Annotated in this window: 10 protein-coding genes; 2 read left to right on the top strand and 8 right to left on the bottom strand. The window is 67.1% G+C overall.

All coding sequences use genetic code 11. The annotated features are described in order from the left end of the window. The 7 genes from AC1VVG_RS08415 to AC1VVG_RS08385 form a co-directional block, all read right to left on the bottom strand. Positions 1-1011 (bottom strand): fimbrial protein, encoded by a 1011-nt coding sequence (locus AC1VVG_RS08415; RefSeq protein ID WP_167361867.1) that lies wholly within the window; start codon positions 1009-1011, stop codon positions 1-3. An 8-nt stretch (positions 1012-1019) separates the two neighbouring features. Further along, positions 1020-1766 (bottom strand): fimbrial biogenesis chaperone, encoded by a 747-nt coding sequence (locus tag AC1VVG_RS08410; RefSeq protein WP_034187029.1) that lies wholly within the window; start codon positions 1764-1766, stop codon positions 1020-1022. A gap of 16 nt (positions 1767-1782) precedes the next feature. Next, positions 1783-4269 carry a fimbria/pilus outer membrane usher protein gene (locus AC1VVG_RS08405; RefSeq protein ID WP_455578894.1) on the bottom strand — a complete coding sequence of 829 codons (2487 nt, stop codon included), beginning with the start codon at positions 4267-4269 and terminating at the stop codon, positions 1783-1785. Positions 4270-4357: 88 nt separating this feature from the next. After that, positions 4358-4870, bottom strand: a complete 513-nt coding sequence (locus AC1VVG_RS08400; RefSeq protein ID WP_034186931.1) for a fimbrial protein — start codon at positions 4868-4870, stop codon at positions 4358-4360. Between the two features lie 857 nt (positions 4871-5727). Continuing rightward, positions 5728-7188, bottom strand: a complete 1461-nt coding sequence (locus AC1VVG_RS08395) for an efflux transporter outer membrane subunit (protein ID WP_482835893.1) — start codon at positions 7186-7188, stop codon at positions 5728-5730. Beyond that, positions 7188-10325, bottom strand: a complete 3138-nt coding sequence (locus AC1VVG_RS08390; protein ID WP_482835482.1) for a multidrug efflux RND transporter permease subunit — start codon at positions 10323-10325, stop codon at positions 7188-7190. The genes AC1VVG_RS08395 and AC1VVG_RS08390 overlap by 1 nt, the downstream gene beginning before the upstream one ends. 15 nt (positions 10326-10340) lie before the next feature. Next, positions 10341-11540 (bottom strand): MexX/AxyX family multidrug efflux RND transporter periplasmic adaptor subunit, encoded by a 1200-nt coding sequence (locus tag AC1VVG_RS08385; protein ID WP_059557753.1) that lies wholly within the window; start codon positions 11538-11540, stop codon positions 10341-10343. A gap of 150 nt (positions 11541-11690) precedes the next feature. Here AC1VVG_RS08385 and AC1VVG_RS08380 point away from each other — a divergent pair, with 150 nt between their 5' ends. Together AC1VVG_RS08380 and AC1VVG_RS08375 are read left to right on the top strand one after the other, a co-directional pair. Next, positions 11691-12341 (top strand): TetR family transcriptional regulator, encoded by a 651-nt coding sequence (locus AC1VVG_RS08380; protein ID WP_343726772.1) that lies wholly within the window; start codon positions 11691-11693, stop codon positions 12339-12341. A gap of 335 nt (positions 12342-12676) precedes the next feature. Further along, positions 12677-13960 carry a M23 family metallopeptidase gene (locus tag AC1VVG_RS08375; protein WP_482835481.1) on the top strand — a complete coding sequence of 428 codons (1284 nt, stop codon included), beginning with the start codon at positions 12677-12679 and terminating at the stop codon, positions 13958-13960. A gap of 28 nt (positions 13961-13988) precedes the next feature. Here the strand turns inward: AC1VVG_RS08375 and AC1VVG_RS08370 are convergent, their stop codons facing one another. Continuing rightward, positions 13989-14711 carry an amino acid ABC transporter permease gene (locus AC1VVG_RS08370; protein WP_343726812.1) on the bottom strand — a complete coding sequence of 241 codons (723 nt, stop codon included), beginning with the start codon at positions 14709-14711 and terminating at the stop codon, positions 13989-13991. Positions 14712-14713 lie beyond the last annotated feature (2 nt).

The raw sequence follows: 14713 nt of genomic DNA, 5'->3' as shown, positions 1-14713 counted from the left end.
TCAGTAGATGAACAGCCGGATCGTCGCCGTCGCGTCGAACCGACCAATCTTCGGCGGCCCGAACGACTTCAGCACCGCGTCCATCAATACGCTCTGGTTCATGACGTTGGACGGGAATTGAGCCAGGTTGAACTGTTCGTTGAACGGAATCGCCTTGCCCTGACTGTCCTCGATGCCGATCCCGAAATTACTGTCCTTCGCGGGCACCAGCAAGCCGTTCTGCACCGGATAGCTCGTTTCGAAGTACCCGTCGACGCGTACCGCAACGTTGCATTTCTTCGTCAACGACAGCGAAAACCGCTTGCGCGGCACCGCCGGCAGGAAGCCGTTGCCCACCGCCTGCACCTGCCCGAAATTGACGATGCCCGGCTCGGGAGTCACGAGCACGTCGACGAAGCACGGTGTCGGCTTGAGATTGCGTAGCCCGCTCAGGCGGTACTGGAAGCTCGGGTTGTAAGCATTCAGCCCGAACTCGCCGTCGAACTGGAACACCGTATAGATGTCGCTCGGCGGTTGAACCCAGTTGCCCTTCTTGCGTACGACAACCTGATAGTCGATGCTGATTCGCGTCTGCTGGCAACGCTTACGGTCGAAGTCGTACCTGCTGCACGGCGGCACCGAATAGCCGGTGAACACCCCACCCCCGCGGTTGCTGGTCTTGTCGAAGTAATCGACCCCCTGGTAGCGGATACCGATCTCGAGCCCCCATGCGGCAGGATTCGTGCGGTTCGGATTCGCGTAGAAATAGATGTTGTCGACCACTTTCAGGCTGCTGTCGTCACCCAGGTCCTTGTAGCAATAACCCGAGGTTGTGCGCACGGGCGACACCCAGATCACATAGCCGTCCGGCGCATCGGTCGGATACGACGCCACGCCGCCGATTGGCTCCGTCAACGAAGTTGCGCCGCTGTTGGTCAGGCAGCGCAGCGCCCAGGCGGGCTGCACGGCCGCGACCAGCAGCAGGAGCACGATCCAGCGTAACCAGGCCGCGGAGGATGCCCGAAGATGCATTCGCCCGCTCATTTCTTCACGCTCTTGCAGGCACCGGCGTCGCACGCATACTCGACCGCCACCTGGCCGCCGTAATCGTCGATATGCGTGACGAACAGCGTCGACGGCGTCGCGGCCTTGAACGGCACGTCGGCCGTGCTCATCGGGCTCACCATCACCGGCTCGATCGGCACCGGCGTCTTCTGCGCGCCCGCGCTCACGTCGACCACCGTCACGTGATACGGCGTCGGGTTGTCGAACACCAGCTTGTGCGCGGCCGCGTCGACGCGCAGCGTCATCGGCAGCGTCCAGTCCTCGTCGCGCGCGGGCTGCACGGCCTTCGGCCGGTAAAACAGCTTCATCTGCGTATGCAGTGCGATCTGCAGCGTGTTCGGCGTGTCGGTCTTCGGCGGCACTTCGCGGATGTTCAGGTAGAACACCGATTCCCGGTCGGCCGGCAGCTCGGTGCCCGGCAGCTTCGCGATCCGCAGCACGTTGCGCTCGTTCGCCTCGACGCGCTGCAGCGGCGGCACGACCATCAGCGGCGTCGCGATCTTGTTGCCCTTCGTGTCCTCGAGCCACGACTGCACGAGATACGGATACGTCGTGCTCTTGTTGGTGATCGTGACGATCGCCGCCTGTTCGCCTTCGTTGAAGATCACGCGCGTGCGGTCGGGCACGATCGCCGCCTGCGCGGCGCCCGCGAGCAACGTACCGGCGGTCGCGAGCACGCACCACGCGCGCCGCGAAAAGGAAAGGGAGAAAGCGTTCTTCATCGCTGGATCCATGAAATCATCGTTCGACCCGCGCGGCCGCTGCATGCGACTCGCCGGACGTCTGGCACGTCACCGGGATCGGCGTGCCTTCGAGTTGAAGCTGATTCGGCAGTGCATCGACCGTGCAGAGCGTGCGTTCGCCCGCGCGCACCGCCAGCGTCGACTTCGGCTGAACCTGGGTCAGGAACGCCGCACCGCCCTCGCCGACGATGCCGAGCTCCTTGCCGTTCGCCGCGTCCTGCACCGACGCCCCGAACGGCAACGGCTTGCCGGCTGCATCCGTCAGCGTCAGGTACAGGTTGCTGCCGCGCGCGGCGGAGAACTTCACGAAGCCGATCGCACCATCGGTCAGCACCATGCGCTGGATCGGGTTCGTCACCTGCACTTCGAGCGGCAGCTTCTCGACGTTGACCGTCGCGTCGTACACGTTGTACGGCGAGATGCCGTCGAGCACCGCGTAGCCGCGCGAATCCGTACGCGCGAGCGTGCCGGACAGCGGCACGTCGGGCACGCCGTCGGTCGACACCAGCAGGCGCGTATCGCCCGCATTGCCGTTCGCGTGCGCGGACACGCCGTACTGCGTCGCGACGAACGAGCCGTCGACTTCGAGCGACGCGGCCGCGTAGGCATTCGCGAGCGTCGACGCCTGCGCGGTGAGCTGGTACGCCGACGTGCGCTGGCGGAAGCTCGCGTTCGCCGACGCGCGGCCGTCGGTTTCACCCGCATTGACCTGGTAGGTGCGGCCGGCCGGATCGTCGTAGATGTAGCCGGCGTTCACGCTCGTGCTGCCGCTGCCGGTCGTCAGGTTCGACGTGACCGTGTGGCGGCCGCCGATCGGCAGCGTCGCGGTCACCGAGAACTGGTTGCCGCTCGCGCCCGCGCTCTGCGTGCGAAACGCCGACACGCTGACGTTCAGGTTGCGCAGCGTGCCGATCGAGAACGCACGCGTCAGCGTGAGGCCGACACGCTGCTCGGACGAACGCGCCCAGTAGGTCGTCTGGTCGTATGAAAAATAGGTCGACGTGTCGCCGAAACGCTTCGACATCGTCGCCGAATAACGCTGCTTGCTGTTGGCAAGACCGTACGCGGTCGGGTCGCCCGAGAATTGCGCGAAGTTCGTGTACTCGCGCTCGGAAAAGCGATAGCCGAAGAAGCGCACGTCGGCATCGAGCCCGTCGAAGTGCTTCGAGTAGTTGATGCGATACGAGTTGCCGTTGCGCGTCGCGCCGCTCCACCACAGCCGTGCACGCGCATGCGTGACGTCGGCCGACACCGCGCCGAACGCGCCGAAATCGCGGCCGACGCCGAGCGCGACCGACGTATAGCCCGATGCCGCGATGAAGCCGCCGTAGGCGGTGATGTCAAACGGCAAGCCGTACGCGATTTCGCCGAAGCCGAAGAACGGCGTGATGCCGGCGCCGCCGAACAGGCGCGGCTTGCCGACCGCGGCCTTGTAGCGCAGCTGCCCGGTGCGCGCGAGAAACGGCACGGCGGCCGTCGTCACCTGGAAGCGCTGGACGCTGCCGTCCTCCTCCTCGACCGCGACGTCGAGCGTGCCCTGCACGCTCGTGTTGATGTTCTGCAGCGCGAATGCGCCGGGCGACACGCGCGTCACGTACAGCACGCGGCCCGCCTGCGACACCGTCACGGTCGCGTTGGTGCGCGCGACGCCCGAGATCAGCGGCGCATAGCCGCGCAGCGAAGGCGGCAGCATGCGGTCGTCGCTGCGGATCGACGCGCCGGTCAGCGCGAACGTGTCGAAGATGTCGGAGGTCAGGTAGTCGTCGCCGAACGTCACCGTCGACTGGATCGACGGCAGCGCGCGGAATGCATACAGCCGGCTGAAGCGGAACGTGCGGTCCGCGTACGCCGTGTTGCCCACGTTCGATTGCGCCTGGTAGTCGCCGCGAAAGCGCCATGCATCCCAGTTCGCGCCAACCGTCCCGTAGGCCTGGACCGAATTCGTCTGCCCGCCGCCCGCACCGAAGTTGCGGTTCGTGTTGGCGATCACGCGATAGTCGAGCATCGCGCCCGGAATCCCTTCGGACCAGCGCTCCGGCGGCAGATAGGTCGAATCGGTGAATTCGAGCGCGGCTTGCGGAATCGTGATCTTGAGCCGCCCGTCGCTCTTCAGGTAACGCACGGTCGCGCCCTCGATCGCGCCGAGGTCGACGCAACGTCCGCCCTGGAAGCGCGGCAGGTCCTTCGCGAGCGACGGTTTCAGCCCGAACTGCGCGACGAGTTCCGGGGGCAGGCACGGCTTGCCCGCGCCGGATGAGTCGAGCGCGATGAACTGGATCGCCTGCAGCCCGTAGAACAGGTCGTTGACCTGCACGTCGAGCATGTACTCGCCCGGTAACGTGAAGTCCGCCTGCGAGAACTGCGACAGATCGACATTGTTCGTGCCGTCGATGTTCAGGAACGACGAATTGAATTCCGTCGCATGGCTCTGGCTGCCGACGACCAGCACGGAGACGCAAAGGAAGGAATGTCTGATTCGCACGCGGCGCTACCGGAAGTCCAGGAAGAAGAAAACGGGAGAAAGGAAGAAGGAGGAAGGGATGCGCGCATCCCTCCTCCGGTACGGCCGCTTACTGGTAACGGACCGTGAAGTTGGCGACGCCGTCGGCGGTACCCGGCGTCACGCCGGCTGCCGTCGCTTCGTACATCGCTGCGAAGCGGGCGATGTTCGTGCCGTTCTGCAGCACGGTCGGTGCCTTTTGCTCGGCGCCGTTGTCGAGGTATTCGCCCGACGCCGCCTGCAGGCGGATGCCGACGTTGGTCGCCGAACCGATCGTGGCGAGCAGCTTCGGCTGGCCCGCGCTCGACGTGCCCGTGAACGTGAAGTACGCGTTCTGCGCGATGCTCGTGTCGCAGTCGGTCAGCTTGATGTCGAAGTTGGTCGGCGTGGACTTGTCGCCGGCTTGCTTGAACACGTTGGTCGGCACCTTGCCGAGGTTCACGGTCTGGTTGACCGAGCCCGAGTCGATGCCGCATGCGCCCGCGACGATCTCGCCCGTGAAGTTGATCGTGCCGGTGCCCGCTGCGAAGGCCGAGGTGGACAGGGCCGCGAGTGCGACAGCGGTCAGGATGGATTTTTTCATGACGTTTCCCGTAAGGAGTGCAAATGGAATGGACGACGTATCGGACACAAACGGCAGCGCATGGCGGCTCCCGTCCGACACGAGGCGGCATTATCGAGATAATCGTGAAAGTTTTCTGTAAATCATTGTCAAATGCTTATGACAATCTCCGATTTACCCCTCTTGAACCACATTCCTTCCGCTCGATTTCCAATCCCGTATTTTCCATCCGCAGTCCTTTTTTATTTCACGGAACCAATTGAAGATTAAGGGAAATTCTTTCCGATAACCGTCGACACCCCGCATCGCCCCGCCTGTATTGACCCCGGCAATCACCGCCAATCAAAAGACAAAATATTGTCCAATGCCGCCATCGTTGTCCGGAGACAACGGCAATCTCAAATCATTTTCAACTGACAGGAAATTAACCGAGGTATTGAGCCAATACGGAATCGCCGCGCAAACGATTGCGAAAAGATACAAACGTTTTACTGCGACACTTTGCCGCCATGATTAATTCCAATTCATTGATTAATCCATTCGTCAATTGCCCATTTGAAATCGCACGCTTGCGCGGTCATCGGAACGCGATTGGCCGGCCCGGAGGAACGAGACGAAGAGACGAGAATGCAGCGCATACGTTTGCGCCGGCAGGCGACACGAGCGGTCGCCGGATGCGGGTTGCCGCGGAAGGCGCGCGTGCGCCCCGCCGCGAAATGAATCACACCTGGAGGATTCGCCGGACAGCGAAAGGAAGTGCCGACAGCGACCGGCGATACGGCCGGCAGCACGACTGTCGCGGCGGCGGCCGCACGCCGGATCGTACGGCCGCCATCATGTCGTGCGGTGCGCCGCGGCACCGGGCGACGACACGCATGTCACGCGGAAATCGCCGCCTCGGCCGAGGCCGGTGTCCAGCCGCCACCGAGCGCGCGGTACAGCGCGATCGCATTCGCGAGCCTGAGCTGCTTGAGCCGGATCAGCTCCTGCCCCGACTCGTACGTGCTGCGCTGCGCGTCGAGCAGTTCGAGATACGTCGCGACACCGCCCGCATAACGACGCTCGGCGAGCTTCAGCCGCGCGCCGTCGGCCGCATACACCGCCTGTTGCGCGGCAAGCTGGCGATCGATCCAGTCGCGCGCGGCGAACGCGTCGGCCACTTCACGGAACGCGGTCTGCACCGCCTTCTCGTATTCGGCGACCGCGATGTGCTTGCGTGCGTTCGCGACGTCGAGATTCGCGCGATTGCGGCCGCCCGCGAAGATCGGCAGCGTGATGCGCGGCGCGAACGTCCATACGCTCGTGCCGGCGGAGAACAGGCTCGAGAACGCGTCGCTGACCGAGCCGTAGTCGGTGGTCAACGCGATGCGCGGAAAGAACGCCGCGCGCGCGGCGCCGATCTGCGCGTTGGCGGCCTTGAGCCGCGCCTCGGCCTGCCGGATGTCCGGCCGCCGTTCGAGCAGCGCGCTCGGCGCGCCCGGCGCCACCGGTGCGATCGACAGCGTGTCGAGCGCGCTCGCGTCGTCGGGCACGTTGCGTGCGAAGTCACCCGCCAGCAGCTGCAGCGCCCGCACGGCCTGCGCATGCTCGCGCTGCAGCGCGGCCTGCGAGGCACGCGCGGAGGCCACGAGCATCTCGGCCGAGCGCAGCTCGATCGCGTCGCTCGTGCCGGCCGCATAACGACGCTGCGTGAGCGCGGCCATGCGTTCGCGCGCATCGAGCGTGCGCTGCGCGAGCGCAAGCTGTTCGTGCAGCGAGCGTTCCGACACGTACGCGCCCGCCACTTCGGCGATCACGCCGATGCGAACCGTGCGCTGCGCATCGGCCGTCGCGAAATACTCGGCAAGCGCCGCATCGGACAGGTTGCGCACGCGCCCGAACAGGTCGAGCTCGTACGCGCTGACGCCGACGCCCGCGCGGTACAGCCCGCTGATCGCGCTTTCGCGCACGACCGGGTCGTACTGGCGGGCGCGCTCGTAGCCGAGATTCGCATCGACCGACGGCATCCGGTCCGCGCGCTGCACGCCGTACAGCGCGCGCGCTTCGTCGAGCCGGCCGGCCGCGATCCGCAGGTCGCGGTTGTTGGCGAGCGCGGCGTCGATCCACGCCTGCAGCGCCGGATCGGTGAAATACGCGTGCCAGTCGTCGAGCAGCGCGGCATCCCGCGCCGCAACCGGTTCGGCGGCCGGCGCCGCGCCGCCGTCGACCGGCGCATAGCTCGACGGCACCGGTGCAGCGGGCCGCTCGTAACGCGGGGCGAGCGAGCACCCGGCGAGCGCGAGCGCGGCGACCAGCGCGAGCCGAACCCGCAGCGCCGCGCGTGCATTCAGCGCAACCATCATTGCGAACCCTCCATCGCCGCCGGCCGCGCCCCGCCGCGCCGGCGCGGGCCGACGTCGAACAGGCGGCCGACGATCACGAAAAACAGCGGGACGAGGAACACCGCGAGCACGGTCGCCGTGATCACGCCGCCGAGCACGCCGGTGCCGATCGCCATCTGCGCGCCGGACGCGGCGCCCGACGCGAACGCGAGCGGCAGCACGCCGACGCCGAACGCGAGCGACGTCATCACGATCGGCCGCAGCCGCAGGCGTGCTGCCTCGAGCGCGGCGTCGACGAGCGACATGCGCTGCGCGACAAGATCCTTCGCGACTTCGACGATCAGGATCGCGTTCTTCGCGGACAGCCCGATCGTCGCGATCAGCCCCACCTTGAAATAGATGTCGTTCGGCATCGCCCGCAGCGTGACGCCGAGCACCGCGCCGATCACGCCGAGCGGGACGACCAGCATCACCGCGAACGGGATCGACCAGCTCTCGTAGAGTGCCGCGAGTGCCAGGAACACGACGAGCACCGACAGCGCGAACAGCATCGGCGCCTGCGCGCCCGACAGCCGCTCCTCGAACGATTGCCCCGACCACGCATAACCGATGCCGGCCGGCAGCTGCGCGGCGATCCGCTCGATCGCGGTCATCGCCTCGCCGCTGCTGTGGCCTGCCGCGGCCGAACCGTTGATCGTGAACGACGGATAGCCGTTGTAGCGCGTGAGCTGCGGCGGCCCGAGCGTCCAGTGCAGCGTCGTGAACGCCGCGAGCGGCACCATCTCGCCGCGCGCGTTGCGCACGCGCAACTTCTTCACGTCGTCCGGATCGAGCCGGTGCAGCCCGTCGGCCTGCACCATCACGCGCCGCACCTGCGTGCCGTGCATGAAGTCGCCGATATAGTCCGAACCGAACATCACCGCGAGCGTCGTATTGATCTCGTCCATCGACACGCCGAGCGCGGACGCCTTCGCGCGATCGATGTCGAGCTTCAGTTGCGGCGCATCCTGCGTGCCCGCGAACATCAGGTCGGTCAGCGCACGGTCCTTGCCGCCCGCGGCGAGCAGCTGTTCGCGCGCGGCGCTGAACGTCGCGTAATCGAGCCCGCCGCGGTTCTGCAGCCGGAAGTCGAAGCCGCTCGACGAGCCGAGATCGGGCAGCGCCGGCGCGTTCATCGCGAACACCGTGGTGTTCGGCGTGCCCGCGAATCGCGCGTTGATGCGCGCGACGATCGACTGCACGTGATCGCGTTCCGCCTGGCGCATCTTCCAGTTCTTCAGCGTGACGAAGATCATCCCGCCGTTCGGCCCTTCGCCGTACAGGTTGAAGCCGCCGAGCGCGAACGTATACGCGGCCGGCTCGTCCTTGCGGATATACGACTCGACCTCGCGCACGCTCTGCATCGTTTCCGCGAGCGGCGTGCCTTGCGGGCGGATCACCATCACCATGAAGTTGCCCTGGTCCTCGTCCGGCAGGAACGCGGTCGGCAGCTGCGCGAGCATCAGCACCGCGGCCGCGATCAGCGCGCCGTACACCACGAGCCAGCGCACGGGCTTCTTCAGCATCGTGCCGACCCGCGTCGCGTAGCGCTGCGTCGCACGCGCGACGAAACGGTTGAACCAGCCGAAGAAGCCGCGCTTCTCGTGATGGTCGCCGGACACGGGCTTGAGCAGCGTCGCGCACAGCGCGGGCGTCAGCGACAGCGCGAGGAACGCGGAGAAGCCGATCGACACCGCGAGCGACAGCGCGAACTGCCGGTAGATGTTGCCCACCGCGCCGCCGAAGAACGCCATCGGCACGAACACCGACGTCAGCACGACGGTGATCCCGACGATCGCGCCGCTGATCTGCTTCATCGCCTTGACGGTCGCGTCGTACGGCCCGAGCCCCTCCTCGACCATCAGCCGCTCGACGTTCTCGACGACGACGATCGCGTCGTCGACGAGGATGCCGATCGCGAGCACCATCCCGAACATCGTCAGCACGTTGATCGAGAAGCCGGCCGCATACATCACGCCGAACGTGCCCGCGAGCGCGACCGGCACGACGAGCGTCGGGATCAGCGTCGCGCGCAGGTTCTGCATGAACAGGAACATCACGAGGAACACCAGCACGCCGGCCTCGATCAGCGTCGTGACGACCTTGTTCATCGACACGCGCACGAACGACGAGGTCTCGTACGGGATCTGGTACTTCACGCCCGGCGGGAAGAACCGGGACAGCTCGTCCATCGTCGCGCGCACGCGTTTCTCGGTCGATACCGCGTTCGAGCCCGGCGCGAGCTTGATGCCCATCCCGGTCGCGACCTTGCCGTTCACGTACGACGGGTAGTTGTAGTCGTTGCCGCCGAACTCGACACGCGCGACGTCGCGCAGGAACAGCGCGGAGCCGTCGGCCTGCGTGCGCAGCGCGATCGCGCCGAATTCGGCCGGCGTCTTCAGCGGTGCATCGGCGAACACGGTCGCCGCGATCGGCGCGCTGGCCGGCACCGCGCCGCGCCCGATGTCGCCGATCGTCACGCGCGCGTTGTGCGCGCGCACGGCCGACGCGATGTCCGACGCGGTGAGGCCGTGCCCGGCCATCTTCACCGGGTCGGGCCAGATCCGCATCGCGTACTCCGCGCCCCAGAACTGCACCCGGCCGACACCCTCGACGCGACGCAGCGCCTGCACGACGTTCGCCGATGCATATTCGCCGAGCTGCACGTCGGTCATCCGGCCGTCGTCGGACGTGAGCGACACGACGAGCTGGATGTTGTCGGCGGCCTTCTCGACCTGGATGCCGTCGCGGCGCACCGGTTCGGGCAAGCGCGCCTCGACCGTCTTCAGCCGGTTCTGCACTTCGACGGCCGCGAGATCGGCGTTCACGCCCTGCTTGAACGTCAGGTACAGCGACGCCATCCCGACGCTGCTGGTGGCCGACGTATACATCAGCCCCGGCGCGCCGTTCATCTCGCGCTCGATCAGCGCGGTCACCGATTCCTCGACGACCTGCGCGGACGCGCCCGGGTACGTCGCATAGATACTGACGACGGGCGGTGCGATGTCCGGGTACTGCGCAACGGGCAGCGCGCGGATCGCGAACATGCCGCCCAGCATGATGAAGATGGCGATCACCCACGCGAAGACGGGGCGATCGATGAAGAAACGTGCCATGTTGGTTTGAACCGGTCAGGTTTGACGGGCGGCCGCCTGCGAAGCGGCCGCGGCCGGCGCCGCCTTCGACGGCGGCGACTTCTCGACGGGCTTGACGGCCGTATCGGGCGCGAACTGCGACGCGTCGTCGACGATCACGCGTTCGCCGCCCGCGAGGCCGCGCGTGATGCGCCAGTCACGGCCGCTCATCTGGTCGGCCGTGACCTCGACGTCCTTGACCTTGCCGTTCGTGCCGACCACGCGTACCGACGTACGGTCGGCGGTGCGCAGCAGCGCATCGCGCGGCACGAGGATCGCGCGCTGGTCGACCGCCGTGTCGAGCGCGATCCGCACGTACGCGCCCGGCAGCAGTTCGCGCTCCGGATTCGGGAACAGCGCGCGCATCGCGACGGTGTCGGTGGTCGGATCGACCGCGAGATCGCTGAACAGCAGCTTGCCCTTCAACGGATACGCGGTGCCGTCGGCGCGCAGCAGCGTCACCGCGACGTCGTGCTGCGCGATGCCCGTCGCGCGCCCGCTCTTCACCGCGCGGCGCAATGCGTCGACATCGGCGGCCGGCTGCGAGAAGTTCACGTAGATCGGATCGAGCTGCTCGACGGTCGTGAGCGGCGTCGCCTGGTCCTGGCCGACGAGCGCGCCTTCGGTCACGAGCGCGCGTCGCGCGCGGCCCGCGATCGGTGCGGTGACGGTGGCATAGTCGAGCTGCAGTTGCGCACGCGCGAGCTCGGCCTTCGCCGATGCGACCTCGGCCTTCGCCTGCGTATCGGCCGCAACGGCTTCGGTATGGTCGCGCTCGCTCACCGCGCGGTCGCGCACCAGATCGTCGTAGCGGCGGCGCTTGTCGCTCGCCGCGAGCGCCGCGGCCTGCGCTTTCGCGAGCGCGCCCTGCGCGGCGTCGCGGGCGGCCTTCAGCGGCGCGGGATCGATGCGGAACAGCACCGCGCCCTGCTTCACTTCCTGACCTTCCTCGTAGGTGCGCGCGGTGACGATGCCCGCGACCCGCGCGCGCACTTCCGCCTGCCGGTACGCGTCGAGCCGGCCCGGCAGTTCGACGGTCATCGGCACGGCCGTCGGCCGTACCGTCACGACGGTGGCCTGCTTCGCGGTCTCCGGCACGGCGTCCTTGTCGCCCTTTCCACATCCGGCCAGGGCCAGCACGGCCGCCAGCGCGAACGGCGCCAGCCCGTGGCGCGACAGGGAGCGATTGTTGTTCATGTGTGACCTCGGATCGTTCGCCGCCGATACAATGCGGCGGCTCAGGGTGGCCGATTATAATCAGTCACGACTGATTAAATACTTGCCGTTTCAATCTGACCGACACACTGTCTCAATAAAACGACAGCGAATTGTAAGGAGCTTCACGACATGGCCCGCAAGACCCGGGAAGAATCGCTCGCCATCAAGCACCGGATCCTCGACGCCGCCGAGCTCGTGCTGCTCGAGAAAGGCGTCGCGCAAACCGCGATGGCGGACCTCGCCGAGGCCGCCGGGATGTCGCGGGGTGCCGTCTACGGCCATTACCGCAACAAGATGGAAGTGTGTCTCGCGATGTGCGACCGCGCGTTCGCGCGCACCTCGGAAGGCTTCGACGCGGGCGACGGCCTGCCGCCGCTCGCCACGCTGCGGCGCGCGGCGTCGCACTACCTGCAGGAATGCGGCGAACCGGGCCCGATGCAGCGCGTGCTGGTGATCCTCTATACGAAGTGCGAGCAAAGCGAGGAAAACGGCGCGCTGCAGCGGCGCCGCATGCTGCTCGAACTGCAGATGCTGCGGATCACGAAGGCGCTGCTGCGCCGCGCGATCGCGGCCGGCGAAATCGCCGCCGATCTCGACGTGCACCTGGCCGCCGTCTATCTCGTGTCGCTGCTCGAAGGCGTGTTCGCGTCGATGATCTGGACCAACCGGCTGCGCGGCAATCTGTGGAACGACGCCGAAGCGATGCTCGACGCCGGTTTCGACACCGTCCGGACATCGGCCGCGTTGCGCGCTCGCGCGCAAAAATTGCCAGGCCAGTGAAAAACGTCGTAACAAATGCTGATTTAGCCCGATTTACCGCACTGCGAAACGAATGAGCTGACCCTCTTTAAAATTTTTAACGTTTCCCGGAACATCGGTAGACTGACGCTGTCATCTTTCTTTAGCGTCTTCGTGATAACCGGGTTCGACCCGGTATGCACGCCGCCGTTCGAAGCGGGCTCGCCCCGTGTGTTGGGTCGAACGGAAACGACACAGGCCCCTGGCGGGGCCTGTTTTGTTGCACGCCCGCCGCCCGCCCCGTCGCCGTTCGACGGATGAGCCGCCGGCGGCCCCTGCCCACACCCCTTTGAACCGCTTTCCTGGATGTGGACACCTTGGTCAAGTCTGCCGCTACCCCTGATGCTTTCGCGCCCGGCCGCGCGCAGCGCATCGCGCGCGCGCAGCGCATCGCGCGCGCGCTCGTGCCGGCCGCCGTGCTCGGCGCCCTCGCCGCATTCGGTCTCGCCGCCGCGCTGCCGGCCGTATCGCAACTGCCCGGCGCCGTCGATTCCGGCACGGCCGCGCTGCCGCAGCGCGTACTGTCCGACACGCCGTTTCCCACCGCGCAGCATTTCGTGACGAGCGAACTCGCCCGCACGATCGGCGAGCGCAACGAGCATGTCGATCTCAACGACCGCAGCCAGCAGCCGGGCCTGTTCGCCCCGCTCAGCGCGCACCGCAACGACATGCTCGGCTATGCGAGCCTGTTCCAGTTCGCTGCGCCCGAGAACCAGAACGGAATGCGCGCGGGCGACATCGAACTCACGCTGTCCGACACGCTGAACCGCCTCGACGTACCGCCCGAAGTGCGCATCCAGCTCGGCGATCTCGTCACCGGCAAGGTCGCGATGCGCGCGAGCGCGCAGCGCGGCGACTACTACCGCGTCGCGTTCGACACGAACGACGGCACGCCGCGCCTCACCGCGCTCGAGCTGCGCGTCGCCGGCCGCACGTTCGGCGCGATCTGGTTTCGTGCGCCGGGCGCCCAGCACGGCGCGTACTACACGCTCGACGGCGCGCCGCTCGAAGCGGCCGCGTTCACGATGCCGGTCAAGTGGACGCGCATCAGCTCGTTCTTCGGCGAGCGCATCCATCCGTTGTCGCAGGCGATGGCGTTCCATACGGGTGTCGATCTCGCCGCGCCGAGCGGCACGCCCGTCGATGCGGCGGCCGACGGCGTCGTATCGTTCGCCGGGTTCGATCCGGGCGGCTACGGCCGCTACGTGATCGTCGATCATGCGGACGGCTACTCGACCTACTACGCGCACCTGTCCGCGTTCGCGCGCGGGCTCAAGGTCGGCGAAACCGTCAAGCAGGGCCAGCGCATCGGCTCGGTCGGGATGACGGGCGCCGCCACGGGCCCGCACCTGCATTTCGAGGTGCGTGTCGCGAACGATCCGGTCGACCCGCTCGTCACGCTCGCCAGCGCGCAGACGGCGCTGTCCGACATGCAGCTCACCGCGTTCCGCCAGGAAGCCGCGCAATGGCGCTTCCGCCTCGCGTCGATCAATACGGCGCCGTTCGCGTTCGCGCAGAACGACGGGCCGCTGTGGGGCGATTTCGCGACCGACAAATCGACGCTGCGCGCGGTCTTCAATACGCACTACTCGGCGTCGTAACGCGCGTGCCGCGGCGTGCGGCGCGCCGTTACTGCGCGGGTTCCGTGCACTCCGCCGCCTGCACGGCGCGTTGCGCGCGCGGGCGGTGCGACAGCAGCCAGCGTGCCGCGCCGTCGAGCGACGTGCACAGCACCAGATAGATCACCGCGACGAACAGGAAGATCGGTGCCGGATACACCATCAGCCGGTTGTTCACCTGCGTCGCGACGAACGACAGCTCCGGCACGCCGACGATATACGCGAGCGACGTGTCCTTCACGAGCGCGACCCACTGGTTGACGAACGACGGCGTCATGATCCGGATCGCCTGCGGCAGCAGCACGTAGCGCACCGTCTGCCAGCGCGTGAGCCCGAGCGACAGCCCGGCCTGCCATTGCCCGTCACCCGCCGCGACGATGCCCGCATGCACCGCATGCGCGAGATACGCGCCGCCGATCAGGGCAAGCGCGCACACGACCGTCGCGAGCCCCGGCACGTCCATGTGCAGCAGCACGGGCATCAGGAAATACGTCCAGAAGATCAGCATCAGCACCGGAATCGCACGGAAGAAACCGATGAACGCGAGCAACAGCACGCGTGCCGGGCCGCGTGCGAGTGCCATCGCGACGCCGAGCGCGACACCGAGCACCGCCGACGCGATGGCGGACGCGATCGCCAGCACCAGCGACAGCGCGGCACCGCCCAGCGGGCCATCGGGATATGCGCCGACGAGCAGGTACGGCAGGTTGGAGAGGAGCAGCGAAAGGTCCATCG

This window comes from Burkholderia sp. L-4 (assembly GCF_056856535.1).
This window is presented reverse-complemented; position numbering and strand designations above follow the sequence as displayed.